Source organism: Candidatus Sodalis endolongispinus (assembly GCF_018777395.1).
In the GTDB taxonomy this organism is placed as follows: Bacteria; Pseudomonadota; Gammaproteobacteria; order Enterobacterales; family Enterobacteriaceae; genus Sodalis_B; species Sodalis_B endolongispinus.
In genome coordinates this window covers 2,343,593-2,368,244 of sequence record NZ_JAFJYC010000001.1, presented here as the reverse complement: position 1 = coordinate 2,368,244, position 24,652 = coordinate 2,343,593, and the positions used below count along the sequence as shown (strand labels likewise).

Here is a 24,652-nt window from a genome sequence, read left to right as displayed (position 1 = left end):
TTCCTCAGGCGCCTCGGCGGCGATCAAAAACCAGCGCGGTAAATCCGGCCAGCAGCGTAACAATCCATAGCGGCCAGGCGCCGAAACGGGCGTAGGGGGTCAGCCCCTGCGTCGGGGTCACGCGGACGTTAAGCACGTCACGGGTAAATTGCGGCAATTGCGCTTGCGGCGTCCCGTCGGCGTTGATAACCGCGCTGATACCGTTATTGGTGCTACGCAGCAGCGGCCGCCCCAACTCGAGCGAGCGCATGCGCGCCATCTGGAAATGCTGCCACGGGCCAATGGAATGCCCGAACCAGGCATCGTTTGACACTGTCAGCAGGAAGTCGGTATCGGGGCGGAAATTATCCCGCACCTGCGCGCCCAGGATAATTTCGTAGCAGACGGTAGCGGTGAGCTTCATGCCGGCCACCAGCAGCTGCGGCTGCAAATAACGTCCCTGACTGAGGGATGACATCGGCAGATTGAACAACGGCGCCAGCGGCCGCAGCAGACTCGCCAACGGCACGGTTTCGCCGAAGGGCACCAGATGATGCTTGTTGTAGCGATCCGTCGACGGATACCGGTAGGGTGTGGATTCGCCCAACACGATAATGCTGTTGTAGTAATGGTAGCCGTGCGGGGTAGGCCGCGCATCGATGATGCCGGTGATTAACCGGGTGTGCCCCTGGCGTAACTGTTCATCAAGCCGGGTCAGGAAAGCGTTTTGGGCAATCTCGTCGTCGGGTATAGCCGATTCAGGCCAGATAACCATCTGCGCCTTACCGAGGGCCGGCAGGGTACGCCGCAGATAAATTTCCAGCGTCGGCGCCACCTGGCTTGCCTCCCATTTCATCGACTGGGCAATATTGCCCTGCACCAGCGCCACGTTAATGGCTCGTTCCGGCTGAGGTTGGTACCAGTGCAACGAGCGCAGAGGCCAGGGCAGCAGCAGCGCCAGTGCGGCAACAGCCGGCAGCAGTCGCCGCTGCGCCAGCGCATAGGCCGCCAGCCCGCTTATCATCACCAGCATGAAGGTGATCGCCTGCACGCCCAACAGCGGCGCAATGCCTTTTAACGGGCCGTCTATCTGGCTGTAGCCGAACTCCAGCCAGGGAAAGCCGGTCAGTACCCAACCACGTAAAAATTCGGTGACCGACCACAGCACCGGTGCGCAGAGCACCAGCCGCCACAGACTGGTGCGCGGCCACAGCCGCGCCAGCAGGGCGGCAAACAGCATGGGATAAAGCGCCAGATAGGCGGCCAGCACTACCACCAACGCCACGTTGACCGGGCCCGGTAGGCCGCCGAACTGCGCGATGCTGACATAGACCCAGTTAACACCGGTGCCGAATAGACCGAATCCCCAGACAAAGGCCAGCCAGCCGGCTTGCCGGCCGCTGCGGTTGAGCGTAACCGCCAGCAGGCCGCCCAGCGAGACCACCGCCGCAGGCCAGAGATCGTAGGGGGAAAATGCCAGGGTGCCGCAGGCGCCGGTAACGAGCGCCAGCAGCGCGCGGAACCGCTGGCGTGCAAACAGTGGGGCGATGGCCATTGGGGACTTAATCTTCCATGGTGGGTTGCGGTGAGTTTTCAGGGATCTTGACGTGCACCTGAATAATGCGCCGGCTGTTGGCCAGCGCCACTTTAAAATTGTAGCCGTCGATATCGATGGCCTCGCCGCGCGCCGGCAAATGGCCAAAGGCCTGCATCACCAGGCCGCCGATGGTATCCACTTCCTCATCGCTGAAGTGCGTGTTAAACACCTCGTTGAAATCTTCAATCGGCGTCAGGGCGCGAATGGTGAAGGTGTGGCGGTTCAACTGACGAATATCCCGATCCTCTTCATCATCATATTCGTCTTCAATTTCGCCGACGATAAGCTCCAGGATATCTTCGATGGTCACCAGACCGGACACGCCGCCGAATTCGTCTATGACGATGGCCATATGATAACGCTGGGAGCGGAACTCTTTGAGCATGCGGTCCACCCGCTTGCTTTCCGGTACCACGACCGCCGGGCGCAGGATCTTATCGATACTAAAAGGTTCATCGTGTCTGAGCATGTACGGCAGCAAATCCTTGGCCAGCAGGATCCCTTCCACATGATCCTTATCTTCGCTGATGACCGGGAAGCGGGAATGGGCTGAGTCGACGATGACATCGAGGCACTCCTGCAGCGATTGGTTTTTCTTCAGCGTAATAATCTGCGAGCGTGGGATCATGATATCCCGTACCCGCTGTTCGGCGATGTCCATGACGCCTTCCAGCATATCGAGGGTATCGGGGTCGATAAGCTCGTTTTGTTCGGAATCCCTGATAAGTTCGAGAAGATCGTCACGGTTTTTCGGTTCGCCGTGAAACAGCTGATTTAGCATCAGGGTAAAAAAGCCCTTCTTAGGACTGGGGCTATCATTGCTCTGCGAATGGTCGTCGCTCATAGCGTTTAGTCAATTCACTCTTTAATAATTAGCGGGGCATTACGCCTCTTTTTACGCCAGATGCGGATCCGGGTAACCGAGTTTTTGCATGATCTCCGTTTCCAGCGATTCCATCTCCAGGGTTTCCTCATCCAGGATATGATCATACCCTAACAGATGCAGCGAACCGTGAACAACCATATGCGCCCAATGTGCTTCCATCGCCTTTTCCTGTTGCTGCGCTTCACGCTCTACCACTTGACGGCAGATAACCAGATCACCCAGCAGCGGCAGTTCCACTTCCGGCGGCGCCTCAAAGGGAAAGGAAAGCACGTTGGTGGGCTTATCTTTGCCGCGGTAGGTCATGTTGAGCTCATGGCTTTCCGCTTCGTCCACCAGGCGAACGGTAACTTCCGCACCGTCGCGAAACAGCGGCAGCACGCCCTGTAGCCAGCGCAGGAAATCCGCCTCGGCGGGCAGACCCTTCGCTTCGTCGCAGGCCAGCTGCAGGTCAAGTATCACATCGCTCATGCCTTAGGCTCCCCGGAGGAGGACGAACCGTGCCCCGCTGGGGCGGCGCCATTGTTCTGCGCCAAGGCCTCGCGCTTGCGCTCGGCGGCCTGTTGCTCCTGGCGTTTTTGATCGGCGGTTTCCCAGGCTTCATAGGCATTGACAATCCGCGCCACTACCGGGTGGCGCACCACGTCTTCGCTATGGAAGAAATTGAAACTGATTTCTTCCACTTCCGCCAGCACTTCCACCGCGTGGCGCAAGCCTGATTTCTGATGACGCGGCAGGTCAATCTGGGTGACATCGCCGGTAATGACCGCTTTGGAATTGAAACCGATGCGGGTCAGGAACATCTTCATCTGTTCGATGGTGGTGTTCTAGCTTTCGTCCAAAATAATGAACGCGTCGTTCAGGGTACGTCCGCGCATATAGGCCAGCGGCGCGACCTCAATGACATTGCGCTCAATCAGTTTATCCACCCGCTCGAAGCCGAAGCCCAACATTTCAAAGAGCGCGTCGTAGAGCGGGCGCAGGTAGGGGTCGACCTTCTGGCTGAGATCGCCGGGCAAAAAACCCAGTTTCTCACCGGCTTCCACCGCCGGGCGGGTCAGAAGAATACGGCGAATTTCCTGGCGCTCCAGTGCATCTACCTCGGCAGCCACCGCCAGATAGGTTTTCCCGGTTCCGGCCGGGCCGACGCCGAAGGTGATGTCATGATCGAGAATGTGGGCGATGTATTGCGACTGATTAGGAGTGCGCGGTTTAATGATGCCGCGCTTGGTTTGTATATTCACCGCGCGGCCATAGTCGGGCACGCTTTCCGCCGTTTGCTCCAGCACCCGGTTTTGTTTAATGGCCAGATGAATTTGTTCCGGCTCGATATCGGCGATAACGCAGCGCAGCGGCGCCGTGTCGACGTACAGCGCGGTGAGGATCGTCGCGGCGGCATCAACGCACAGCGGTTTACCAACCAGTTTAAAGGTATTATCACGCCGATTGATCTTAATGCCCAACCGGCGCTCAAGTTGCTTGATGTTGTCATCAAACGGCCCACAGAGGCTCAACAGACGGTTGTTGTCTGCGGGTTCCTGCATGATTTCTTTAGTTTCGACGTTCAAATCTGTCCTCTCGGCATATAAAACCCTGATAGGGTGAACCTCAGACCATGCACCGGCAGAGCCGGCAGCGATCGCCTATGGCTAATAATAAATGAAGCATCACCGCCCACGCGTCAAGGGCAAAGACGATTATAGGTATATTGGGGCACAATTAATGCAATGCAAGCAGGTGAGCCGCATGGCGGCGGAGCGGCTCGTCGCTCCGGGATGCTGGCGGGCAGGGGTCACGGCTGATACATGCCCACGCCCAGTTCGTTCTCTTTACGGGTGCGGGCAATGACCGACGCCGGGCTTTCATGGCTACGCAATGCCATTTGATCTTCGGTGCGCAACAGGACGCCGCGCAGGGAATTGGGATACACGTCGACGATCTCAACATCGACGAATTTGCCTATCATAGACGGCGCGCCTTCAAAATTGACTACCCGATTGTTTTCGGTGCGGCCGGACAGCTCCATCACGTTTTTGCGTGAGGTGCCTTCCACCAGAATACGCTGCACCGTGCCCTGCATGCGGCGGCTGTACTGCATGGCCTGTTGGGTGATCCGTTCCTGCAAAATATGGAGCCGCTGCTTTTTCTCTTCTTCACTGACATCGTCCACCATATCGGCGGCGGGCGTGCCGGGACGCGCGGAGTAAATGAAGCTGAAGCTCATGTCGAAATTCACGTCGGCAATCAGTTGCATCGTCTGCTCTAAGTCTTGCTGAGTCTCGCCTGGAAAGCCAATGATGAAGTCGGAGCTGATTTGAATATCCGGCCGCGCCTTGCGCAGCCGGCGGATGATGGATTTATATTCCAGCGCGGTGTGGGCGCGTTTCATCATGGTCAGGATGCGATCGGAGCCGCTTTGCACCGGCAAATGCACGAAGCTGACCAGTTCTGGCGTGTCGCGGTAAACATCGATGATATCGTCGGTGAATTCGATAGGATGGCTGGTGATATAGCGGACACGGTCGATACCGTCTATGGCCGCCACCAGCCGCAGCAGTTCGGCAAAAGTGCAGATGCCGCCGTCATAGCTGGCGCCGCGATAGGCGTTGACGTTCTGCCCCAGCAGGTTGACTTCACGCACGCCCTGATCCGCCAGTTGGGCTATCTCGAACAGGATATCGTCGCACGGGCGGCTGACTTCTTCGCCGCGGGTGTAGGGCACGACGCAAAAACTGCAGTATTTGTTGCAGCCTTCTATGATAGAGACAAAGGCGGTCGGCCCTTCCGCGCGCGGTTCCGGCAGGCGATCGAATTTTTCGATTTCCGGGAAGCTGATATCCACTACCGGACTGCGGGTGCCATGGACATGATTAATCATTTCCGGCAGGCGATGCAGCGTCTGTGGCCCGAAAATGATGTCCACGTAATTGGCCCGCTCACGGATATGGGCGCCTTCCTGAGATGCCACGCAGCCGCCGACGCCGATGATCAAGTCCGGTCGGGCTTCCTTCAGCATGCGCCAGCGCCCCAACTGATGGAACACCTTCTCCTGTGCTTTTTCCCGGATAGAGCAGGTATTTAGCAACAGGACATCCGCCTCTTCGGGGTTGTCCGTCAACTGATAGCCGTGGGTGCTATCCAGTAAGTCGGCCATCTTGGATGAATCATACTCATTCATCTGACAGCCCCAGGTTTTGATATGGAGTTTTTTGGTCATCAGCTTGCTATTACTCAATGCAGTATTAAAAAGCCCGCAGGCTTGCGCAGGGCGCGTATTGTAATCCTTTGCCGGTGTTGTGACCAGTCTAGCGCGCGCGGCGAGTCTTTGAACGACCAATTTTGCGGTACACTACCGGAAACTGGAAAATAATAGCGTAGGCATAGGCCGAAATGAAGACGAACGAGACGTGCTATGACGTAGTGGTGGCCGGTGGCGGCATGGTGGGGGCGGCACTGGCGCTGGCGCTGGCCCAGGCGGGCTTTCAGGTGCTGGTTGTGGACCCGGCGCCCCCTATGCCGGCCGCGGACGACGCGCCGCCGGATTTGCGGGTGTCGGCCATAAGCTGCGCCTCGGTGGCGCTGTTGCGTCGCATCGGCGCCTGGCAACGCATCGATGACCGTTTTTGCGTACCGTACCGCCGTTTGGAAACCTGGGAATGGTCGTCTGCGGTGGTGGCGTTCGATGCCGCCTCCATCAACCTGCCAGAACTGGGTTTTATGGTGGAAAACCGCCGACTGCAACAGGCGCTGTGGCAAGGCTTTGCAGATTGCGACACGTTGGCGCTACGCTGCCCGGCGTCGCTTACCGCCATGGTGTGGGACGAGGGTCGCTGGCGGTTAACGCTTGATGACGGCAGCACCATCACCAGCCGGGTTGTGGTCGGGGCCGACGGCGCGCATTCCTGGGTACGTCAACATGCGGGCATTGCGGTCAGCGGTTGGCAGTACCGTCAATCCTGCCTGCTGCTCAGTGTGGCAATCGACGGTTGGCAGCAACAGGACGTGACCTGGCAGGCGTTCCACCCCACCGGGCCGCGGGCGTTTTTGCCGCTCTACGGGCGCTGGGCGTCGCTGGTCTGGTATGACGGCGCGGCGCGTATCCGCCAGTTGGAGAAACTTCCTCTGCCGGCGCTGGCGCGGGAAGTGCAGGCGGCCTTCCCTGCCCGGCTCGGCGCCTTCACCTTGCATGGCGCGGCATCGTTTCCCTTAACGCGCCGCCACGCCCGCGACTATGTGTTGCCGGGACTGGCGCTGATTGGCGATGCCGCGCACACCATTAACCCCCTCGCCGGGCAGGGGGCCAATCTGGGTTTTCGCGATGCCGAGGCGCTGGCGGAGGTTTTGATTGCCGCTCGCGCTGGTGGTGAACGTTGGGAAACGCGGTCGGTGCTGCAACGCTACCAGCGCCGCCGGCGCTGCGATAACTTGCTGATGCAGGCGGGAGTGGATGTGTTCTACACCACGTTTAGCAACGACTTACCGCCGCTGATGCTGGCGCGCAATCTTGGCCTGATGCTGGCACAGCGCGCCGGCGGACTTAAGCACCGGGTACTGCGTTACGCGCTGGGGCTGTAACGTTACTGGCCCGCCGCCGTTCGCCGTGACGGCCGTGCACAGCGAAGGTTCTAAGCGTCAGCATCGTAAGGGAAATGCGCGGCGGAAACCTTCGCTTATCGTCACGCGTGCTGACGGTGTTGGTCCGCCCTGTTGCGGGCGCTGCGGCTTCGCGCCGCCTTTCCCTCTACCGGTGGGTGGCGCGAGCCGCTTCCATCACGTGCCGCGCTACCTGTCCCGGGCGTAACCGGCCTGGTGTTTGACTCTCTATTGCAAGCAATCCCCGCCGGCGACGCATTTCACGCCCGCATCCTGAATTTATTGATATATCACTTTAAATCATAAGTGTTTTATTTAGACGATAATGCTTCATTGCCGGGTTGTTACCGCCCGGCAAGCCCCCTACTATGGCCAGTATAACCGTCTTGATAGACCGTTATTTCCAGATAAAGAGGATAATTGAAAAGGACATTCGATGAAGAAGGGAAACTGCTGTTTTGCGGCCATTGCGCTGTTGCTGATAAGCAATGCCCACGGCAAACGTCAATCGGTCAGCGAGGCGCCGTTGGCCAGCCGGGTTAAGGAAGCCTGTCATTACAACACCGACGGCAGTGTGGACTGTCGCTACACTGTCGCAATGCAAATTCTGACCACCGCGGGGCGCGATAGGTTATCGCGCATCGATTTCAGCTACCCGGAAGAGGATACCTTTACGCTCGTGGAATCCAGCGTGACGTTTCCAGATGAACCGGCGCAGCCGCCCATGAGCGCTGAAGTCGATATTCGGACGGAACCTAATCCCTACCTGGGTTTTTCGCGCAATAAAACCCTGTCGCTTGCCTTTCCCCATTTACGGGTGAACGCCGTCATCCGCTACACCTTACAGTACCACCAGACGGCCATCCCGTTTAATGCGCATTTTACGGACATGCGGACCTTCCCCGCCCGACGACCAACGTCTGGATGCGTACCAGATAACTTACACCGCCGAGCGGCCGCTGTATTATCGTGCGAAGTTACCCGATGAATTCAAAGTCAAGACCAGCAAGGACAAAAAGTCAATTGAGGTGAAACTCGTCAAATCCCGCTATGAAAACTACATTTTTGAGTTGTCCAACGGCTACGTGCGCGATTTTCCGTATATCCAGGTCGGCACTTCGCTCAGCGCGCGGGACATTTTTGGCCCCCTGGCGAAAAAGTATCAGCTTATTTCGCGTCAGCCGTTACCGCCCGATGCGCGGCGGATAATGCAGAGCCTTAAAGGGCGGCCGGCGGCGGAACAGGTAGCGGAGATAATGCGTTATCTGCATCAGCGCTACCGTTATCTTGGCGACTGGCGAGCCCGTAACCGCAGCTATGTGCCGTTTGATCTTGCCCAAATCGAGCAAAATGGCTATGGCGATTGCAAGGATTTGTCGATCCTGCTGACGGCGATGTTGCGCGAAGCGGGCGTGACGGCCCGGCCGGCGCTGGTGGAGCGCGGGCTGTATGCCATGCCCATGGCGATTCCGGGCGTCACGGCCAACCATGCTATCGTACAGGCGAACATCGCCGGCAAAATCGAATGGCTGGATCCCACCCAAACTAATTACGCGCCCGGCTATGTGGCGTCGGATCTCCAGGATCGCGCGGCGCTGGTTTTCACGCCTGAGGGAAACGTGATCGTGGACGCTATTCCGGCGTCCACGCCGCGGCAAGTAGAGCGGTTTGAGCGCAATGAAATTTTTACCGCGCAGGGGCGCTCGATTGTCCATGAGCGGCAGGTGAGAATGAAGGGCGGCGGTCTTGCCAGCCTGTTCCAGGGAGAGAGCGAGCACGGCGTGAAAAGTATCGATACTTCCTTGTGCAACGCGGTGGTCAATGAAAACACCCGCTGCCGGGTGGAACGCGACCCGATGCAATATCAGTTACCTGACGCCTACCAGGTCATTATCCATGCCGAGGATCGCCATGCTCTGATGCGAATTGCCGATTCGCGCTATCTCTATCTGGGGAGTCCTTACCCCACGGTGTGGGATGATCTCAACCGTTACCGGAGTGAAGGGGGATTAACCGATATTTATTTGGGGGAACCGAGAAAACAGCTGCGGCAGATTAATCTGGTCGGTGAGGGCATTACCGCGGCGATAAACGCCTGCCGGCTCCGCTCCAAATGGTTCGATATCGATATCGCGGGAGAAAAGACGGCGCGAGGTTATCGCTACAGCAAGCAGATAACGGTCAAAACGTCATGGATAGGCCATGATGAAACTATGCAGCCGGCTTTTCAGACCCTGTTGACACGCGCCAGCGATTGCTATGATCGGCTTAATTTTATCGTCAATGCGCCGTGAGCGCAGGTCATGCAGCGGTAAAAAAACGCTCCCGGGGGAGCGTTTTTTATTGCCGCCTGCGCGGGCTTGATGTGGCTGGGGTACCAGGATTAGAACCTGGGATGCCGGAATCAGAATCCGGTGCCTTACCGCTTGGCGATACCCCAAAAATATGGTGGCTACGACGGGAATCGAACCTGTGCCCCCAGCATTATGAGTGCTGTGCTCTAACCAGCTGAGACACGTAGCCATATTTTTGACCGATTGCTTTGCAACAGACCTCAATATCGGCAGGTCATTTTGGCTGTGATACCAGGATTCGAACCTGGGGGTGGTGTGATCAAAACCCGCTGCCTTACCGCTTGGCTATATCCCATCTCGGCCGCAATTGCAGCACAATTCGCCCGTAACACTCAGCGAATTGGCTGGGGTACCAGGATTCGAACCTGGGCGTGGCGGGATCAAAACCCGCTGCCTTACCGCTTGGCTATACCCCAATTGCTGCTTACCGAACGATGGTGCGGGAGGCGAGACTTGAACTCGCACACCTTGCGGCGCCAGAACCTAAATCTGGTGCGTCTACCAATTTCGCCACTCCCGCAAAGTATGGTGGCTACGACGGGATTCGAACCTGTGACCCCAGCATTATGAGTGCTGTGCTCTAACCAGCTGAGCTACGTAGCCAACTTTCCGCGTGACCTACATTCGGCGTTGCGGGGCGCATTATGCGGAGTTGACGAACTTCAGTCAACCCCTTTTTTTCGCTAATCCGGCATGCGCGGACCGTTTATCTGGCTTATGAACAACCTGACGATAAAAGCGGCTAACGCAATGATTTTCCCGCGCTCACGGGGGCGAAAACCGATCCGGCAAGGCGGGTTTTTAAGCAGGGTGGCATGGAGGATTGGCGGGGCGGCAGACACCCTCGCCGTCGAAGTGAATAGCGTCCGGCGACCGCCGGCGCGATAGCGTCAGGCTCCCTCGCACAGGCGGTGACAACACCGGCTCGCCGTACCCTGAAGGCCGATAGGCACCCGTTTACCAATGGCACCCACCGGCGCGACAGCGGCAGGCCGTCCCGGTAACGACGTTTTCACCGCAGCCTGGCGCCCTGGAGCATTATCGGAAGGGGCCGTCAAACCGCTCGACCGGTGGCCGCCAAGGTCAGCAAGGCGCTGGTGCCGGCCGCTATCAATAGGCCGAAGCGTGTACGCCTACCGCGCGGCCTGAGGGATCATCCATTTTTTTGAACGACTCATCCCATTCAATGGCCTTAGCGGAAGAACAGGCCACCGACTGGCCCCCGGGCACGCATTCCGCAGCGCTCGGCAGCGGAAACAGCTCTGCAAAAATCTGCCGGTACAGATAACCTTCTTTGGACGTCGGCGTGTTATAGGGAAAACGGAAGTGCGCATTGGCCAGCTGTTGATCGCTGATTTGCTCCGCGGCAATGACTTTCAGACTGTCAATCCAGCTGTAGCCCACGCCGTCGGAAAACTGCTCCTTTTGCCGCCAGGCAACGCTCTCCGGCAGATAATCGGCAAAACATTCGCGCAGCACATGTTTTTCAATTTTGCCGTTGCCGCACATTTTATCCTGCGGATTGATACGCATCGCCACGTCCAAGAACTGCTTGTCGAGGAAGGGCACGCGTGCATCGACGCCCCAGGCGGACATTGCTTTGTTGGCGCGGGCGCAGTCATACATATGCAGCGCCTGCAGTTTACGCACCAGCTCCTCATGGAACTCTTTGGCATTCGGCGCCTTGTGGAAATAGAGATAGCCGCCGAACACCTCATCGGCCCCTTCGCCGGACAGAACCATCTTGATGCCCATCGCTTTGATTTTGCGCGACATCAAGTACATCGGGGTCGAAGCGCGGATGGTGGTAACGTCATAGGTTTCAATGTGGTAAATCACGTCGCGGATGTCGTCCAGGCCTTCTTGCACCGTGAAATGAATTTCATGGTGCACCGTGACCAGCGCTGCCGCCACTTTGCTGGCGGCGCTCAAATCCGGCGAACCTTCCAGGCCCACGGCGAAAGAGTGCAGCTGCGGCCACCAGGCTTCGCTTTGCGCGTGATCCTCCACCCGGCGGGCGGCGTACTTTTTAGTGATGGCGGAGATGATGGATGAATCAAGCCCGCCGGACAGCAGCACGCCGTAAGGCACATCAGACATCAGATGGCTTTTCACCGATTCTTCCAGCGCCGCCTTCAGCGCCGCTTTGTCGGTGACGTTGTCTTTCACCCGATCGTAATCAAACCAATCGCGCTGATAGTACGGCCGCAGTTCGCCGTCCTGGCTCCAGAGGTAGTGCCCAGGCGGGAACTCATGGAGAGTGCGGCAAACCGGCACCAGCGCTTTCATTTCCGACGCGACGTACAGGTTACCGTGCTCGTCATGCCCCATATACAGCGGAATGATGCCCATGTGATCGCGGCCGATTAAATAGGCGTCTTTTTCCGTGTCGTACAGGATAAAAGCGAACATGCCGCGCAATTCGTCCAGAAACTCCGGGCCTTTTTCCTGGTACAGGGCCAGAATGACCTCACAATCGGAACCTGTCTGAAAGGCGTAGCGGTCGCCCAACTGCTCGCGGATAAGCTGATGGTTATAAATCTCGCCGTTGACCGCCAGCACATGCGTGTGCGCCGCGTTGTAGAGGGGTTGGGCACCGGTGTTGACATCGACGATGGACAAACGCTCATGGGCCAGTATCGCTTTTTCGCCCGCATACACACCGGACCAGTCGGGGCCGCGATGACGCATCAGGCGGGAGCATTCCAGCGCCTGTTTACGTAATTCAACCGGATCTGTCTTTAGATCCAGTACCCCAAAAATAGAACACATAATTTTTTCCCTCACGATGAATCACGGCGGTCGCCGTGTTGTCGCCGGCGCCGTCACATATGCAACGATTTAGCATCAAAAAGGCCCCACAATTCAATATCCATGGAGAAATAAACCTAATCAGTCGAATAATCATCAATAAAAAAGCAAAATATTCATATAAAACGCATTAAACCAGAGTAAAACGGCAGGTTCATTGTGAATTCAACAATGCAATTTTCACCACCGGCGGCCGTACGGGTGACCGCCTTGCCGGGGACATGAAGCAAATGGGCGCGGTGCGCCGCTAGTTCTTGGGTAAGAAAGGGCAAACAGGAGAAGAACCCTCGCCGGTCAGGCGCGGAAAATCGCGGCTCAATCCCCAGCGTGTTCATCGTAGGACAGATTGCTAAGTCGTGGTCTGTCAAGGCGTGGGACTACGGCCGGGAGACCGGCGGCGCCGGAGAACGGCGTTGCGCCAAGGGGCGGCCTTCAGACCCGCATCACCATGGCGCAGGTTAGCGGTGCGGCGGTGAATCGGCCTCAAGCAGCCGTTGAAGCAGCACGCCGTTAAGCATAGCGCGCTTCACCAGGGCGAAAGCGCCGATGGCCGAACCGTGATCCAGCGCCGAGATAACCACCGGCAAGTTTTGGCGGAAGGCTTTCAGCACCTGATTATCGATACAGAGCTGCACGGCCGGCAGCAAAATTTTGTGAGCCTCGGTGATTTCGCCCGCTAATACCACCTTTTGCGGATTGAACAGGTTGATGCTCAGCGCTATTACCTTGCCTAACTGGCGGCCAACGTGCTCGATTACCTCCACCGCCAGCCCGTCACCGCGATTGGCGGCTTGACATATGGTGTCTATCCGGCAGTCGTCCGGCGTCAGTTTACTGGCATAACCCTGACTGAGCAGCAGGCGCACCCGTTGCTCGATAGCGGCATTGGCGGCAATGGTTTCCAGACAGCCAAAATTACCGCAGTGGCAGCGTTCTCCCAGCGGATCGACCTGGATATGGCCAATTTCGCCCACATTGCCGTTACTGCCGAGAAAAATCTGGCCGTTAATCAGAATCCCCGCGCCGGTACCGCGGTGCAGACGAACCAAAATAGAATCGGCGCAATCCTGGGTTGCACCGAAGTAGTGCTCCGCCAGCGCCAGACTGCGAATGTCGTGGCCCACAAACGCGGTGAGATGAAAGCGCTGCTGCAACTGCTCCACCAGTGGCCAATGGTGCACCTGTATATGGGGCATATAGCGGACAATGCCGGATAAGGGGTCGACCAGCCCCGGTAATATCACCGAAATAGCGATAAGATCGCGGATTTTACGCTGCGCCTGCTCTAGGAAGTCGGCGATGGTTTCCATCAGCGCCAATTCCAACGTCTGCTGGGTGCGCTGCGGCAGCGGGAAATAAGCTTCTTGCAGGGCTTTGCCGCTCAAATCATAAAGCATGACCGTCGCGTCATGCCGTCCGAGCCGAACGCCGATGGCCTGGAAGGCACGCGTCTCGGCCACGATAGAGATGGCCCGCCGGCCGCCGGTGGAGGCCTGCTGATCCACTTCGCGGATCAGGCCGCGTTCCAGCAATTGGCGGGTGATCTTGGTGATACTGGCGGGCGCGAGCTGGCTTTGTTCTGCTATCTGAATACGAGAAATGGGACCAGCTTGATCGATGAGACGGTAGACCGCCGCGCTATTCAACTGTTTAACAAGGTCAATATTGCCTATCGGGGTCTGTCCGCCTGGTGTCATCGCTTACTCGCTTATGGTCAAACTTCGTCGCCGTTAACGATAGTTTTACTGATTTTGTAATCGCGGGTGAAGGCGGTTAAGTTGGCGATTTTGCCGACCGTCAGCGCCCCTAACCGCGCGTCCATGCCCAGCGCCCGAGCCGGGTAAAGGGTTGCCATGCGCAACGCCTCTTCCAGCGCGATACCGGCGAACTCGACGCTTCCACGCACCGCTTCAATCATGGTAAGCGCCGAGCCGCTAAGGGTACCGTGTTCATCCACGCACAGGCCATCGCGATAGTATATTGTTTTGCCGGCGAAAATGAACCTGTCAATATTTTCCGCGCCGGCCGGGGCGGTGGCATCCGTGACCAATATCAGGCGATCGCCCTTAATGCGTTTGGCGTTACGGATGTTGGCCCAGTTAACATGCAGGCCGTCGGCGATGATACCGCAATAAATTTCCGGCGCGTCGAACAGGGCGCCGATAACGCCCGGTTCGCGTCCGACCATCGGCGGCATGGCGTTGAACAGGTGGGTCGCGAAGCTGATGCCGGCGGCGAAACCCGCCTTCGCCTGTTGGTAAGTGGCGTTGGAATGGCCGATGGAAACGCGGATACCGGCGTCAGACAGCCGGCGGATCACTGATGCATCCACCTGCTCAGGCGCTAGGGTCATCTTGCATATCACATCGCTGTTGGCGCACAGGAAGGCCACCATTTCTTCGCTCGGCGCGCGCATTAACGCCGGATCATGGGTGCCTTTTTTGGCCGGGCTGAGGTACGGGCCTTCCAAGTGCAGCCCCAGCGCCTGATGTTGATGCTGCGCTAGGTAAGCGCGCATCACCTCCACCGCCCGCCGCATAAATTCATCGGTGCTGGTAATGAGGGTCGGCAGGAAGCTGGTACAGCCGGAACGCTGGTTGGCGGCCTGCATCGTTTCCAGCGTATCGACCGACAGCGCGTCCAGGCTGTCATTGAACTGCACGCCGCCGCAGCCGTTAAGCTGCAAGTCGATAAAACCGGGCGCCAGCGCGGCGCCGGCCAGATCGCGGCGTTCAATGCCGTCTGGCAGGCTGTCGACGGGGCAAATGGCGTCGATAACGCCGTTCGCGATAACGAGCGCGTGGTTATCCAGAATCTCGCTGCCGGTATAGATGCGGCCGTTGGTTAAAGCATACATAGTCAGCTCCGGGAGGTTAGTCGGCGGTGTCAGATTGTCTTGTTCCAGTTCACGGAAGTAGTTGACCGTTTTCACCTTTAATTCCTGGGTAGACGGTTCATCGCACACCATGACCGCTTTAGCATGCAACTGCAGACAGGTGATGGTCCACATATGATTGACATTACCTTCTACAGCGGCCTGCAACGCCTGGGCCTTGTTGTGCCCTATCACCAGAATCATCACCTCTTGCGCGTCGAGCAACGTACCGACACCCACCGTCAAGGCGTAGCGCGGCACTTGCTCGATGTCGTTGTCAAAGAAACGCGAATTGGCCCGACGGGTCTCTTGGGTCAGCGTTTTGATGCGGGTGCGCGAGGCCAAAGATGAACCCGGTTCATTAAAAGCGATGTGACCGTCGTTGCCGACGCCGCCCATGAATAGGTGAATTTTGCCGTAGGATTTAATCTTCTCCTCATAACGGCGACATTCAGCATCAATATCCGGTGCATTGCCGTTAAGGAGATTGATGTTTTCCCGTGGAATGTCGATATAATTAAAAAAGTTATTAAACATGAACGAATGGTAGCTTTCGGGGTGCTCGACGGGCAGGCCGACATACTCATCCATGTTGAAGGTCACCACATGCTTGAAGCTGACCTGGCCCGCTTTATGCATCGCAATCAGGCTTTTGTAGGCTTCCAGCGGCGTGCTGCCGGTGGGCAGGCCAAGGATGAACGGGCGGTCCGCGCTGGGGTTGAAGGCGTTGATACGATTAACGATATGACGGGCGGCCAACTGACCTACCTGAGCGGCGGTGTTTAATGGAATCAGTCTCATATTTGTCCTCGTTAGAAGTTGCGGGGCAGTGTATGAGCGGGGAGTATAACCGTTAGGCGCCGACGCCGGAATCCGACGTGTTGTCCCTCCCTGCAGTTCCACTGCGGGTTGATTTTTTTAATGAAAAATAAGTTTGCCTTATTTACTAGAATAAGTCACAAAATAGAGCGATTCAAGATGAAATTTGCTTAAGAAAACCGTTATTATTTTGCGAAGAGAATTAAATCTTTCGCCGGCGAGGCATTCGCGCTGCTGGCGAGGGTAACAACAGAGGCGGTGCAGCAGCAGACCGGCCGCCAATAAAAAGTCATGCTAATAGGGGAAATACGGTGAATATACTCAGTTATCTACAGAAAATAGGCCGGGCGCTAATGGTGCCGGTGGCGACACTGCCCGCCGCCGCTATCCTGATGGGTGTGGGCTATTGGATCGATCCGGTTGGCTGGGGGGGCAGCAATGCGCTGGCGGCTTTTTTCATTAAATCCGGGTCGGCGATTATTGAAAATATGTCGGTGCTATTTGCCATCGGCGTCGCCTATGGCATGTCGAAAGATAAAGACGGCGCCGCAGCGCTTACCGGCTTTGTCGGCTTTCTGGTAGTGACAACCCTGTGTGCGCCGGCCTCGGTGGCGATGATACAAAAAATCCCCGTGGATCAAGTGCCGGCGGCGTTTGGCAAAATCAACAACCAATTCGTCGGCATCCTGGTGGGGATTATCTCCGCCGAGCTTTATAACCGATTCAGCCATGTCGAGCTCACCAAGGCGCTGTCGTTTTTCAGCGGACGCCGCCTGGTGCCGATTCTGGTTTCCTTCGTGATGATTTTCATCGCCTTTATTCTGATGTATATCTGGCCGGTGATCTTTAACGCGCTGGTGACGTTCGGTGAACATATCCAGCAGCTCGGATCGGTGGGGGCGGGTATTTATGCCTTCTTCAACCGTTTGCTGATTCCGGTCGGTTTACACCACGCGTTGAATTCGGTTTTCTGGTTCGATGTCGCCGGCATTAACGATATACCTAAATTCCTCGGCGGCCAACAGTCGATCGAAGCCGGTACCGGTATCATCGGTATTACCGGCCGTTATCAGGCCGGTTTCTTCCCGATCATGATGTTTGGCCTGCCCGGTGCGGCGCTGGCGATTTACCACTGTGCCCGCCCCGAAAACCGCAGTAAAGTGGCACGGATCATGCTCGCCGCGGCCTTCGCCTCGTTTTTTACCGGCATCACCGAACCGCTGGAATTCTCCTTTATGTTCGTGGCACCGGTGCTGTATTTTCTGCACGCGCTGTTGACCGGCCTGTCGGTGTTTATTGCCGCCAGTATGCATTGGATCGCCGGATTCGGCTTTAGCGCCGGGCTGGTGGATATGGTGCTGTCAAGCCGCAACCCGCTGGCGGTGCATTGGTATATGCTTATCCCGCAGGGGCTGGTGTTCTTCGTTCTGTATTATCTGGTATTTCGTTTCACCATCAAACGCTTTAATTTGCTCACCCCGGGCCGCGAGTTACAAATGGCCGGCGATGAAACCGATGGCTACGATGTGAATATCGATGCCGGCGGTGAAGGCGATAAGACGCAAGTACTGGCGCGTCGTTATATCAGTGCTATTGGTGGCTCGGACAATTTGACCGGCATTGATGCCTGTATTACCCGCCTACGTATGAGCGTGAAAGACACGTCGCTGGTCAATGACGCTGTGGCAAAAAATCTCGGCGCTCAGGGCGTGATCCGTCTGAATAAAGAAAGTCTGCAAATCATTGTCGGTACCAGCGCGGAAATCATCGCCGGCGCGATGCGTAGCGTCCTGGCCAAAGGACCGGTGAGCCCGGCGCGCGCGGTATCCACGACGCCGGCCACAGCGCCTGCCCCCCGCGTGGAAACGCCGCCCACCGCAGGTAAACCGGTGGTGGTTTCACTCATTTCGCCGATTACCGGTGAAGTGGTGCCGCTGGAGCAGGTGCCGGATGAAGCTTTCGCCACCCGCGCCGTGGGTGAGGGTATCGCCGTACGTCCCACCGATAAACTGCTGCTGTCGCCGGCGAACGGTACGCTGGTCAAAATGTTCAGTACCTATCATGCCTTCTGTCTGGAAACCGACGGCGGCGCTGAAGTGGTAGTGCATATCGGTATCGATACCGTGGCTCTTAACGGGCAGGGCTTTACCTGCCTGGTGGAGGAAGGCAGCAAGGTGACGCAGGGGCAGCCTATTCTGGAGCTGGATTTAGCCTACCTGAATGCCAACGCCCGTTCGATGATAAGCCCGGTGGTCGTGAGCAATATGGAGGAGTTTGGCGCGCTGACCGCCACCGCCGACACGAACGTGGTAGCGGGTCAAAGCCGGCTGCTGGATCTTATCGGCAAATAAAATACAACGCCTGCCTTGCGCGCCGCGCGGCGAAATGCCCGCGGCTGCGCCAAGCGCGGTGATGCTGTTAAAACGCCCGTGCCGCGCGAAGGGGCCTGGCGTTGTTTTTTTCTGCTGTTGCCCTTCCTCGCACAGCGGGGGGAGATCCCGGCGCAACAGCGTGGTAAGCCGATGCAGCGCACCTTAATTCGTCATTGCCTGCCGGCGATGACGTCTTAATGCCCACCCTGGTCGCGACAAAGACTTCGAACCGCCGCCCTGCAGCGTCGGAATGGAGAATTTCTTTAACAAACGGTTGTGTCCTGGCGTGGCATGTTGGAACATAAGCGTAATGAATGTCGTGCTGTTGCGTAGAGGAATATCAACATGAGTGAGGCTGAAGCCCGCCCAACGAATTTTATTCGTCAAATTATTGACGACGATCTGGCTTCGGGGAAGCACACATCGGTGCATACCCGTTTTCCGCCGGAGCCAAATGGCTATTTGCACATCGGCCATGCCAAATCGATCTGCCTTAATTTTGGCATCGCCCAGGATTATCAGGGCCAATGTAACCTGCGTTTCGATGATACCAATCCGGTCAAAGAGGACATGGAATATGTCGACTCTATCAAGCACGACGTACAGTGGCTGGGTTTTAACTGGAGCGGTGATATTCACTACTCTTCCGATTATTTCGACCAGCTGCATGACTACGCGCTTGAGCTAATTGATAAAGGGCTGGCCTATGTCGACCAGCTATCGCCGGATGAAATTCGCGATCATCGCGGTACCCTGACGCGCCCGGGTAAAAACAGCCCTTATCGGGATCGGAGCGTGGAAGAAAACCGGGCGTTATTCGCCAGCATGCGCCAGGGCGAATTTGCCGAAGGCAGCGCCTGCCTGCGGGCGAAGATCGACATGGCCTCGCCGTTTATGGTGATGCGCGACCCGGTGCTATACCGCATTAAATTCGCCGATCATCACCAGACCGGCAATAAGTGGTGCATCTATCCGATGTATGACTTTACCCACTGTATCTCCGATGCGCTGGAAGGCATTACCCATTCCCTTTGCACGTTGGAGTTTCAAGATAACCGCCGGCTGTATGATTGGGTGTTGGATAATATCAGCATCGCCGTGCATCCCCGGCAATATGAATTCTCCCGGCTGAATCTCGAATACGCCATTATGTCCAAGCGCAAGCTGAATCTTTTGGTCACCGAGAAAGTCGTCGAGGGTTGGGACGATCCGCGCATGCCGACGATTTCCGGTCTGCGTCGCCGCGGCTATACGGCGGCCTCGATTCGCGAATTCTGCCGCCGCATCGGCGTGACGAAGCAGGATAATAATGTTGAAATGGCCGCGCTGGAAGCGTGTATCCGCGAAGATCTCAACGAACACGCGCCGCGCGCCATGGCGGTGATCGACCCGGTACGGGTGGTCATCGAAAGCCTGCCGGAGGAGAATGAACAGGATATTGTGATGCCGAACCATCCCAACCGGCCGGAAATGGGAACCCGGCAGGTCGCGTTCAGCCGCGAAATCTATATCGATCGCGCTGACTTCCGTGAAGAAGCCAACAAACAGTACAAGCGACTGGTATTGGGCAAGGAAGTGCGTCTGCGCAATGCGTTTGTGATTAAGGCTGAACGCGTGGAAACAGACGCCCAGGGACAAATCACCACGATCTTCTGCCGCCATGATCCAGACACATTGAGCAAAGACCCTGCGGACGGGCGTAAGGTGAAAGGTGTCATCCACTGGGTATCGGCCAGCCGTAGCATTGCAGCGGAGTTCCGCCTGTATGATCGGTTATTCAGCGAGGCCAACCCGGCGGCGGCCGAAGACTTTCTCTCGACGCTGAATCCGGATTCGCTGGTTATCCGCCAGGGCTTTGTTGAAGCCGGTGTGCCGGCTGCCAACGCGGGCGAACCCTTTCAGTTTGAGCGCGAAGGCTATTTCTGTGCCGATAGCCGCCACTTCAGCCCCGCGCATCCGGTGTTCAACCGCACCGTCGGACTGCGCGATACCTGGGCGGCGAAAGGCGGGATGTGATCTTCTACGTTCCTGCGCCGTTTTGCTCTCAGGCGCAGGGTGAGGGCAGTCAAGTGGTCCTGCGCCTGCATCATCCGGCCGGCAAAGGCGTCTGCTGTGACCGCCTGGGCTCCTCTGCTCATGATGGCATGCACAGCCCGGTTTCATTGGCCGGGCTAGGTGCGCATCGGGCAAATGTGTCCATCGGATTTCCGTTAACCAGTAGCTGCCAAACGTTGCGCGCGGCCGCTGGCGGGACATCAATTCTTCTGCCATGTGTCCAGGACTTCCGCCAAATCCTCAAGATTGTCTAATCCAAAGGCATGCGGGTTGTGACGTAAACGCACCTGATAATGGTCAGTCCTGTCGGACCAAATATAGGTTTTATCTAACTCATCGGCCGGCGGCGCTACTTTACAGGCGATGACCTTATCCCCCACCAGATGCTTAACGCGGTCTGACAATGCCGCAAAATCTGTATGTTGTTTTCTCTCGGTGCCGAAATCTGATCTTGCCCCGCCATCTCCGTACAGCTTTTGTATCTTAAGTTAACGAAGCCCGCTGCCGCCGGTATTCTCTCGGAGAGTGATATCCCAGCGCGCTGTGCGGATGGTTTTCATTGTAATGCGTGAACGCTGCTGCAAGGTTTCGCAGGGCTGTTCTCGCATCCGGTTTTGGCATGAACTCGATATAGTCTTCCTTCATCGTCTTCACGAACCGTTCGGCCATGCCATTGCTCTGCGGGCTGCTCACCGCTGTTGTGCAGGGCTCCAGATCCAGTTCTCTGGCGAACCTCTGCGTTTCATGCGCGGTATACGCTGAACCGTTGTCCGTCAACCACTGCACCGCTGTATCGGGTAACCTGTCGCCGAAGCGCTTTTCTACCGACATCAGCATCACATCCTGCACGGTCGAACTGTCGTAGCCTACAGTGCTCGCAGACCAGTCTATGGCCTCTCTGTCGCAGCAGTCCAGTGCGAACGTGACCCGCAGTTTTTCACCGTTGTCGCAGCCGAACTCGAAGCCATCTGAACACCAGCGCATATCGCTTTCTGCCACCGCGATCCTGCCCTTATGCTCACGCCTCGGCCGCTCTGGTTTTCAATGTAATAACAGCAGGTTATGCTCACACATGATCCTGTAAAGTCGTTTCGCATTTACCGGCGTCAGTCCCTCTGCGCGACGTTGTTTACGCAGGATGCCCCACACCCGCCGATAGCCGTAGCTGGGCATATCGCTGATGATGAGGATGTCCGACAGTATTTCAGCGTCTGCTTCGTCATTACGCCGGTTACAGCGCCTGTCCTGCCAGTCGGCAGAACGCTTAATCCGCAGTGACAGCGGCGCACGCGACCCGCTCATGGCGCGGCTGACCTGTGCTATTCCCCGGCCTTTGGCAACAAGGGCGCGTGCGCTATCCATTTTCGTGACTGGCCGTACTCCACGGCTTCTTTTAGGATCCCAGAAGGCGCTGGAGCTCCCGGACCTGCTTCAATGCAGCTGCAAGCTCAGAGGAGGGATAGTCGGCCCAGCCAGCGCAGGCGATGCAACGGGATGCGTGGGCTCAGTCGGCATAGGCGGAGGCGCAGGAATAGCCGACTTGATAGCTTCCGTCGCCCTTTACTTACGGTCTCTTTAACCTGCTGTTGTGGTGCGGGAGCGACCTCTGCTTTTTCTGCATGTTAACGGCGTCTTGCAGCCTCCAGTGCTCGCAGCCCAGTCTATGGCCTCTCTGTCGCAGCAGTCCAGTGCGAAGGTGACCCGCAGTTTTTCACCGTTGTCGCAGCCGAACTCGAAGCCATCTGAACACCAGCGAATATCGCTTTCTGCCACCGCGATCCTGCACTTATGCTCACGCCTCGGCCGCTCTGGTTTTCAATGTAATAACAGCAGGTTATGCTCACACATGATCCTGTAAAGTCGTTTCGCATTTACCGGCGTCAGTCCCTCTGCGCGACGTTGTTTACGCAGGATTCCCCACACCCGCCGATAGCCGTAGCTGGGCATATCGCTGATGATGTCGAGGATGTCCGACAGTATTTCAGCGTCTGCTTCGTCATTACGCCGGTTACAGCGCCTGTCCTGCCAGTCGGCAGAACGCTTAATCCGCAGTGACAGCGGCGCACGCGACACGCTCATGGCGCGGCTGACCTGTGCTATTCCCCGGCCTTTGGCAACAAGGGCGCGTGCGCTATCCATTTTCGTGACTGGCCGTACTCCACGGCTTCTTTTAGGATCTCAATCTCCATCGTCTTCTTACCCAGAAGGCGCTGGAGCTCCCGGACCTGCTTCAATGCAGCTGCAAGCTCAGAGGCAGGAACAACGTCCTCCCCGGCAGCCACGGCGGTGAGGCTTCCTTCCTGATATTGCTTTTTCCACTTAAACAGCAGGCTGGGCTGGATACCGTGCAGTCGTGCGAGATGGGAGACATTCATGCCGGGCTCCATCGTCTGCTGAATAATAGCCATTTTTTCCTGAGGAGTTTTACGTTTACGGAATTCTTGACCTAACGGGATCCCGGTCATATCAAAATTGGCGTTAGTGTTAGACATATATTCAAGCCTATCTCTTATCTGGAGATACAGCTACTGTCTGGTGTTTCAGGGGGCTAAATCACATTGATAGCGACATACTGACTCTCCTTCATTACATCACCACAAAGCCCATTCCTACAATTCACAACTTCCTGATTGCTCAACGTTATGACGAATAGTGAAGCAGCTTAATATTAAAGAGAGGTTTATAAAAATGGCAACCCGTTATATCGGACTTAAAGAAATGTGTCAGTTGACCGGTAAAAGCCATCCTACCTTATGGCGGATGTGGGCAAAAAAGAAAGATTCCCCAGCTCCACAGAAAAGTAGAAGCGGTACTTTCCTAGGCTGGCCTGAGAAAGATTATGAAGAATGGGTAGAAGCCCAAAAAGTTAACAACACCCGTTAAAGCACCTATCATTTTAAGTTTTGAGAGAGAAAACCACATAACCTGTTGATTTTATTGGCGCGCCCTGTAGGACTCGAACCTACGACCTACGGCTTAGAAGGCCGTTGCTCTATCCAACTGAGCTAAGGGCGCACAACATTATCGGTGGTGCCGAATGCGGTTTGGATTATACGGAGGTAAGCGTTTGAGTCAATGGCTTTTCTGTCCATTGTTCTATTGGCAAAAGGCCAGGATGCATTCTGTGCCTGACAGCGGGACGCGCTTCTGCCAAAATAGCGCCCTCAGCCTGATTACATTGACGGATTTCCGATTCAGATGGTAGCAAAAATAATTGATGGTAAGGCCGTTGCCCAACAGGTCAGAAATGAAGTGGCCGCACGGGTTCAGGCGCGTCTGCAGGCGGGCAAGCGCGCGCCGGGACTGGCGGTAGTACTGGTCGGCGGTGATCCCGCCTCGCAAATTTATGTTGCCAGTAAACGCAAAGCCTGTGAAGACGTCGGTTTTATTTCCCTCTCCTATGATTTGCCCAGCACGGTCACCGAAGCGGCATTGTTGGCGTTGATTGATCAACTGAATGCCGATCGCAGTGTGGACGGGATTCTGGTGCAGCTGCCGTTGCCGGCGGGGATAGACAATATCAACGCGCTGGAGCGCATTGCGCCAGATAAAGATGTAGACGGTTTCCATCCGTACAATGTCGGCCGACTGTGTCAGCGCGCGCCGCTGCTGCGTCCTTGTACCCCGCGCGGCATCGTGACGCTGCTGGAGCGTTATCATATCGATACCTTTGGCCTTAACGCCGTTGTGGTCGGCGCTTCCAACATCGTCGGCCGGCCCATGAGTCTCGAGCTGTTGCTGGCGGGCTGTACCGTGACCGTCACCCATCGCTTCACGCGCGATTTACGGCGCCATATTGAAAATGCCGACCTGTTAGTGGTGGCGGTAGGCAAAGCGGGCTTTATCCCCGGCGAGTGGATTAAACCCGGCGCGGTGGTCATGGATGTGGGGATTAATCGTCTGGAAAGCGGTAAAGTGGTGGGCGACGTGGATTATGCCCGCGCCGCCGAGCGCGCCGCCTACATTACGCCGGTGCCCGGCGGTGTTGGGCCGATGACGGTAGCCACGCTTATCCATAATACCCTGCAGGCCTGCGAAGATTATCACGATTCGTCTACGCCGGAGGGTAGATTATGACGACATTTTCTTTTGAGGGTCATCCCTATATCGCGTTATGCGACCTTCTGAAAATCTCAGGCTGGTGCGAGAGCGGCGCGGCGGCCAAGCTGGCGATTGATGAGGGTCGCGTGACGGTAAATGGCGCGGTGGAAATCCGTCGGCGCTGTAAAATTACCGGCGGGAAGCAGGTCGCCTTCGCCGGTCAGCAGATAACGGTAGCGGACTGAGGGTTGCGGCCGCCGCGCCGGCGGCACC

16 protein-coding genes, 7 tRNA genes and 4 pseudogenes are annotated in these 24,652 nt (G+C 56.8%); 8 read left to right on the top strand and 19 right to left on the bottom strand.

Annotated elements, in window-relative coordinates:
* Nucleotides 1-4 precede the first annotated feature (4 nt).
* From lnt to miaB, 5 genes and pseudogenes are all read right to left on the bottom strand, one after another.
* A complete protein-coding gene (lnt, locus tag JZM24_RS11440) occupies nucleotides 5-1,534 on the bottom strand; it encodes an apolipoprotein N-acyltransferase (protein WP_215669708.1) in 1,530 nt (509 codons plus the stop codon).
* Nucleotides 1,535-1,541: 7 nt separating this feature from the next.
* Nucleotides 1,542-2,420, bottom strand: coding sequence for a CNNM family magnesium/cobalt transport protein CorC (corC, locus tag JZM24_RS11435; RefSeq protein WP_215669707.1), 879 nt, complete (start codon nucleotides 2,418-2,420; stop codon nucleotides 1,542-1,544).
* 51 nt (nucleotides 2,421-2,471) lie between these two features.
* On the bottom strand, nucleotides 2,472-2,930 hold the full coding sequence (gene ybeY / locus JZM24_RS11430; protein WP_215669706.1) for an rRNA maturation RNase YbeY: 459 nt from the start codon (nucleotides 2,928-2,930) through the stop codon (nucleotides 2,472-2,474).
* Nucleotides 2,927-4,027, bottom strand: a pseudogene (locus JZM24_RS11425) (PhoH family protein). The gene ybeY and the pseudogene JZM24_RS11425 overlap by 4 nt, the downstream one beginning before the upstream one ends.
* Before the next feature lie 224 nt (nucleotides 4,028-4,251).
* On the bottom strand, nucleotides 4,252-5,676 hold the full coding sequence (gene miaB / locus JZM24_RS11420) for a tRNA (N6-isopentenyl adenosine(37)-C2)-methylthiotransferase MiaB (RefSeq protein WP_215669705.1): 1,425 nt from the start codon (nucleotides 5,674-5,676) through the stop codon (nucleotides 4,252-4,254).
* Nucleotides 5,677-5,849: 173 nt separating this feature from the next.
* Between miaB and ubiF the strand changes: the two genes are divergently transcribed.
* The 3 genes from ubiF (at nucleotide 5,850) to JZM24_RS11405 (ending at nucleotide 9,346) form a co-directional block, all read left to right on the top strand.
* Nucleotides 5,850-7,034, top strand: coding sequence for a 3-demethoxyubiquinol 3-hydroxylase (gene ubiF / locus JZM24_RS11415; protein WP_215669704.1), 1,185 nt, complete (start codon nucleotides 5,850-5,852; stop codon nucleotides 7,032-7,034).
* 454 nt (nucleotides 7,035-7,488) lie between these two features.
* The gene (locus tag JZM24_RS11410) at nucleotides 7,489-8,040 is read left to right on the top strand and encodes a DUF3857 domain-containing protein (RefSeq protein ID WP_215669703.1); all 552 of its coding nucleotides are present in this window, start codon (nucleotides 7,489-7,491) and stop codon (nucleotides 8,038-8,040) included.
* A gap of 40 nt (nucleotides 8,041-8,080) precedes the next feature.
* Nucleotides 8,081-9,346, top strand: coding sequence for a transglutaminase-like domain-containing protein (locus JZM24_RS11405; RefSeq protein WP_215669702.1), 1,266 nt, complete (start codon nucleotides 8,081-8,083; stop codon nucleotides 9,344-9,346).
* A gap of 72 nt (nucleotides 9,347-9,418) precedes the next feature.
* Here the strand turns inward: JZM24_RS11405 and JZM24_RS11400 are convergent.
* The 10 genes and pseudogenes from JZM24_RS11400 to nagB all read right to left on the bottom strand — a co-directional run.
* A tRNA-Gln gene (locus JZM24_RS11400) sits at nucleotides 9,419-9,492 on the bottom strand.
* Nucleotides 9,493-9,498: 6 nt separating this feature from the next.
* Nucleotides 9,499-9,575 (bottom strand) — tRNA-Met (locus JZM24_RS11395).
* Between the two features lie 51 nt (nucleotides 9,576-9,626).
* A tRNA-Gln gene (locus JZM24_RS11390) sits at nucleotides 9,627-9,701 on the bottom strand.
* A 46-nt stretch (nucleotides 9,702-9,747) separates the two neighbouring features.
* Nucleotides 9,748-9,822: transfer RNA gene (locus tag JZM24_RS11385), tRNA-Gln, on the bottom strand.
* A 19-nt stretch (nucleotides 9,823-9,841) separates the two neighbouring features.
* Nucleotides 9,842-9,926 (bottom strand) — tRNA-Leu (locus JZM24_RS11380).
* A gap of 6 nt (nucleotides 9,927-9,932) precedes the next feature.
* Nucleotides 9,933-10,009, bottom strand: a tRNA-Met gene (locus JZM24_RS11375).
* Between the two features lie 507 nt (nucleotides 10,010-10,516).
* Entirely contained in the window at nucleotides 10,517-12,178 is a 1,662-nt protein-coding gene (gene asnB / locus JZM24_RS11370; protein WP_215669701.1) for an asparagine synthase B, read from the bottom strand.
* A gap of 497 nt (nucleotides 12,179-12,675) precedes the next feature.
* Nucleotides 12,676-13,914 (bottom strand): DNA-binding transcriptional regulator NagC, encoded by a 1,239-nt coding sequence (gene nagC, locus JZM24_RS11365; RefSeq protein ID WP_215669700.1) that lies wholly within the window; start codon nucleotides 13,912-13,914, stop codon nucleotides 12,676-12,678.
* Between the two features lie 17 nt (nucleotides 13,915-13,931).
* Nucleotides 13,932-15,074: an N-acetylglucosamine-6-phosphate deacetylase gene (nagA, locus tag JZM24_RS18680; protein ID WP_246580029.1), complete on the bottom strand. Its 1,143-nt coding sequence runs from the start codon at nucleotides 15,072-15,074 to the stop codon at nucleotides 13,932-13,934.
* Nucleotides 15,075-15,116: 42 nt separating this feature from the next.
* Nucleotides 15,117-15,893: pseudogene (gene nagB, locus JZM24_RS18675) on the bottom strand (glucosamine-6-phosphate deaminase); the annotation flags it as partial.
* Between the two features lie 329 nt (nucleotides 15,894-16,222).
* Between nagB and nagE the strand changes: the two are divergent.
* On the top strand, nucleotides 16,223-18,262 hold the full coding sequence (gene nagE, locus JZM24_RS11355; RefSeq protein WP_215669698.1) for an N-acetylglucosamine-specific PTS transporter subunit IIBC: 2,040 nt from the start codon (nucleotides 16,223-16,225) through the stop codon (nucleotides 18,260-18,262).
* A gap of 366 nt (nucleotides 18,263-18,628) precedes the next feature.
* Entirely contained in the window at nucleotides 18,629-20,299 is a 1,671-nt protein-coding gene (gene glnS / locus JZM24_RS11350; protein ID WP_215669697.1) for a glutamine--tRNA ligase, read from the top strand.
* 239 nt (nucleotides 20,300-20,538) lie between these two features.
* Here glnS and JZM24_RS11345 read toward each other — a convergent pair whose 3' ends face one another.
* The 3 genes and pseudogenes from JZM24_RS11345 to JZM24_RS11335 all read right to left on the bottom strand — a co-directional run.
* Nucleotides 20,539-20,742 carry a hypothetical protein gene (locus JZM24_RS11345; RefSeq protein ID WP_215669696.1) on the bottom strand — a complete coding sequence of 68 codons (204 nt, stop codon included), beginning with the start codon at nucleotides 20,740-20,742 and terminating at the stop codon, nucleotides 20,539-20,541.
* Nucleotides 20,743-20,821: 79 nt separating this feature from the next.
* Nucleotides 20,822-21,815: pseudogene (locus JZM24_RS11340) on the bottom strand (IS3 family transposase); the annotation flags it as partial.
* Nucleotides 21,816-21,976: 161 nt separating this feature from the next.
* Nucleotides 21,977-22,803: pseudogene (locus JZM24_RS11335) on the bottom strand (transposase); the annotation flags it as partial.
* 223 nt (nucleotides 22,804-23,026) lie between these two features.
* Here JZM24_RS11335 and JZM24_RS11330 point away from each other — a divergent pair.
* Nucleotides 23,027-23,221 carry a helix-turn-helix transcriptional regulator gene (locus JZM24_RS11330; protein ID WP_215670130.1) on the top strand — a complete coding sequence of 65 codons (195 nt, stop codon included), beginning with the start codon at nucleotides 23,027-23,029 and terminating at the stop codon, nucleotides 23,219-23,221.
* Between the two features lie 55 nt (nucleotides 23,222-23,276).
* On the opposite strand, the gene JZM24_RS11325 is transcribed toward JZM24_RS11330, so the two are convergent.
* Nucleotides 23,277-23,353, bottom strand: a tRNA-Arg gene (locus tag JZM24_RS11325).
* Nucleotides 23,354-23,536: 183 nt separating this feature from the next.
* Here JZM24_RS11325 and folD point away from each other — a divergent pair.
* Both folD and ybcJ read left to right on the top strand, forming a co-directional pair.
* Complete coding sequence (folD, locus tag JZM24_RS11320) at nucleotides 23,537-24,415, top strand: bifunctional methylenetetrahydrofolate dehydrogenase/methenyltetrahydrofolate cyclohydrolase FolD (protein ID WP_215669695.1); 879 nt, start codon at nucleotides 23,537-23,539, stop codon at nucleotides 24,413-24,415.
* Complete coding sequence (gene ybcJ / locus JZM24_RS11315; protein ID WP_215669694.1) at nucleotides 24,412-24,624, top strand: ribosome-associated protein YbcJ; 213 nt, start codon at nucleotides 24,412-24,414, stop codon at nucleotides 24,622-24,624. The genes folD and ybcJ overlap by 4 nt, the downstream gene beginning before the upstream one ends.
* The last annotated feature ends 28 nt before the right edge of the window (nucleotides 24,625-24,652 follow it).

What these genes read in the sequence shown, in the direction of transcription:
- nagC (WP_215669700.1), bottom strand. Translation starts at nt 13,914, where the DNA reads ATGACACCAGGCGGACAGACCCCGATAGGCAATATTGACCTTGTTAAA.
- ybcJ (WP_215669694.1), top strand. Translation starts at nt 24,412, where the DNA reads ATGACGACATTTTCTTTTGAGGGTCATCCCTATATCGCGTTATGCGAC.
- glnS (WP_215669697.1), top strand. Translation starts at nt 18,629, where the DNA reads ATGAGTGAGGCTGAAGCCCGCCCAACGAATTTTATTCGTCAAATTATT.
- ubiF (WP_215669704.1), top strand. Translation starts at nt 5,850, where the DNA reads ATGAAGACGAACGAGACGTGCTATGACGTAGTGGTGGCCGGTGGCGGC.
- ybeY (WP_215669706.1), bottom strand. Translation starts at nt 2,930, where the DNA reads ATGAGCGATGTGATACTTGACCTGCAGCTGGCCTGCGACGAAGCGAAG.
- JZM24_RS11410 (WP_215669703.1), top strand. Translation starts at nt 7,489, where the DNA reads ATGAAGAAGGGAAACTGCTGTTTTGCGGCCATTGCGCTGTTGCTGATA.
- folD (WP_215669695.1), top strand. Translation starts at nt 23,537, where the DNA reads ATGGTAGCAAAAATAATTGATGGTAAGGCCGTTGCCCAACAGGTCAGA.
- lnt (WP_215669708.1), bottom strand. Translation starts at nt 1,534, where the DNA reads ATGGCCATCGCCCCACTGTTTGCACGCCAGCGGTTCCGCGCGCTGCTG.
- JZM24_RS11330 (WP_215670130.1), top strand. Translation starts at nt 23,027, where the DNA reads ATGGCAACCCGTTATATCGGACTTAAAGAAATGTGTCAGTTGACCGGT.
- corC (WP_215669707.1), bottom strand. Translation starts at nt 2,420, where the DNA reads ATGAGCGACGACCATTCGCAGAGCAATGATAGCCCCAGTCCTAAGAAG.
- asnB (WP_215669701.1), bottom strand. Translation starts at nt 12,178, where the DNA reads ATGTGTTCTATTTTTGGGGTACTGGATCTAAAGACAGATCCGGTTGAA.
- miaB (WP_215669705.1), bottom strand. Translation starts at nt 5,676, where the DNA reads ATGACCAAAAAACTCCATATCAAAACCTGGGGCTGTCAGATGAATGAG.
- nagA (WP_246580029.1), bottom strand. Translation starts at nt 15,074, where the DNA reads ATGTATGCTTTAACCAACGGCCGCATCTATACCGGCAGCGAGATTCTG.